This window comes from Neisseria sp. P0021.S006 (genome assembly GCF_051956895.1).
In genome coordinates this window covers 1-1,856 of the sequence record NZ_JBQCWZ010000227.1, presented here as the reverse complement: position 1 = coordinate 1,856, position 1,856 = coordinate 1, and the positions used below count along the sequence as shown (strand labels likewise).

Annotated in this window: 3 protein-coding genes; all 3 read right to left on the bottom strand. The window is 51.1% G+C overall.

The window, feature by feature from the left end:
• Window positions 1-70: 70 nt before the first annotated feature.
• Window positions 71-868, bottom strand: coding sequence for a pyrroline-5-carboxylate reductase (proC, locus tag ACTHUM_RS12830; protein WP_070461560.1), 798 nt, complete (start codon window positions 866-868; stop codon window positions 71-73).
• A 90-nt stretch (window positions 869-958) separates the two neighbouring features.
• Window positions 959-1,354 (bottom strand): RNA-binding protein, encoded by a 396-nt coding sequence (locus tag ACTHUM_RS12825; protein WP_070461559.1) that lies wholly within the window; start codon window positions 1,352-1,354, stop codon window positions 959-961.
• Window positions 1,351-1,856: YggS family pyridoxal phosphate-dependent enzyme (locus tag ACTHUM_RS12820; RefSeq protein ID WP_440403035.1), on the bottom strand; the 506-nt coding region annotated here is incomplete at its 5' end. The genes ACTHUM_RS12820 and ACTHUM_RS12825, both read right to left, overlap by 4 nt.

The window sequence follows — 1,856 nt, the reverse complement described above, 5'->3', positions numbered from 1 at the left end:
AGCAAAAAGCGCGTGATACACAGGATGGCAATAGCGTCTGCCAATAATAAGAGCAAGTCGCCGCGCATGTTCAGACGGCCTTATATTGTTGCGCCATTTCTTGCGAACGTTTGACGCAGGCTTCTACACCCTGTTCGATGGCTTCGGCAACGTGACGGGCTTTGAAGGTTTCGATGGCTTCGTGTGTCGTGCCGCCTTTGGAAGTTACGTTTTGCTGTAATTGTGCGAATGCTTCGCCGGTTTGTTCGGCCAAAGCCACTGCGCCTTTAAATGTGGCGAGGCTCAGTTCGCGTGCATCTTGTTCGTTGAAACCTTGTGCCAAAGCCGCATTTTGGAGCGCGCCCAACAGATAGAAAACATAGGCGGGGCCGCTGCCGCTGATGCCGGTAATATTGTGGAGTTGCTCTTCCTCGTTCAGCCAAATGGTCGTGCCGACAGAGCGCATGATGCCGTCGGCAGCTGTACGGTCGGCTTCTGAAACGCCTGCATCGGCAAACATACCGGATACGCCCAAGCCGATTTTGGCCGGCGTATTGGGCATGATGCGTACGATACGGCGTGTGCCGCCCAGATAATGGCTGAGGGTATCGATGGACAAACCTGCCGCTACAGACAACACCAGCGCGCCATTCAAACGGATGTTTTGACAGGCTACCTGCATGTCTTGCGGTTTGACGGCGAGAATGAGGACATCGTCCGCACTCAATTCGGGCAGGTTTTCAGAAGTGGCTACGCCCAATTCTTGCACCAGTTGTGCACGTCTTTCGGCGCCGCGTTCGACAATGTGGACACGATAGCCGTCTTGTTTGACCAAACTGCCTGCAATGGCAGTCGCCATATTGCCGCCGCCTAAAAAGTAGATGTTCATAAATTTCCTTAATTTTTTAAATGAGATACATTTGCTGAGGTCGTCTGAAATACCGTTTCCATCATACCGACAAAATTTCAGACGACCTTTTCACCAACGGACGCTTTCGGGCAGTGATGTTCGGTATAAACCCTGTTTTTCCAAACAATCCAATCCTTCTTTTTTAAAAGTTTCCGCTAAAGGGCGTTTATCGCGGGTTTGCCAAGCTAGCCCGCAAGCTTCAAACTTTTTGATTTTCCTACTGAAATAATCATTAGCTGCGGTACGATAAGCATTATCGTCAATAGAATAATTCCCGTCCGCCAAACGCTTCCCGCGGAAATCCTCAATAGAAGGCGGCGGTTCGCCTTTAATTTCCCAAAAATCTATTGCTGCCGGCTTTTTGGGTTTGCACCAGCCCGATAAGGATTCACATTGATACCAGCCCATCAACCGACAACCCGTTAAGGTCAAACCAAGCAAAACGACCGAGATAATCTGTTTCATTGGCTGCCTTCTCCTTTTTGTTTTTGTTCCCGTCTGCCGAAAATCGCGCTGCCGATGCGGACATGGGTTGCGCCGCATTCTACCGCGATTGGCATATCTCCGGACATACCCATAGACAAAACATCTGCTTCGACGCCTGCCGCATTCAACTCGGCCAACAACCGCTGCATGGTATGAAACTGACTGCGCAACTCATCGTCGCTGCTGTCGGCCTTGGCCACACACATCAATCCGCATACTTTAATATTCGGCAACTTGGCCACTTCAAGGGCCAGCGCAATCGCTTCTGCGGGCGCTACGCCGTGTTTCGCCTCTTCCGCGGCAATGTTCACTTCAATACACACCTGCAACGGCGGTATTTCAGACGGCCTTTGCTCACTCAAGCGCCGCGCCGTTTTCAGACGGCCTATCGTATGCACCCAATGTGCGCGTTCGGCCACAAATTTGGTTTTATTAGACTGCACATCGCCGATAACGTGCCAAACAATATCCGGCAAATCGG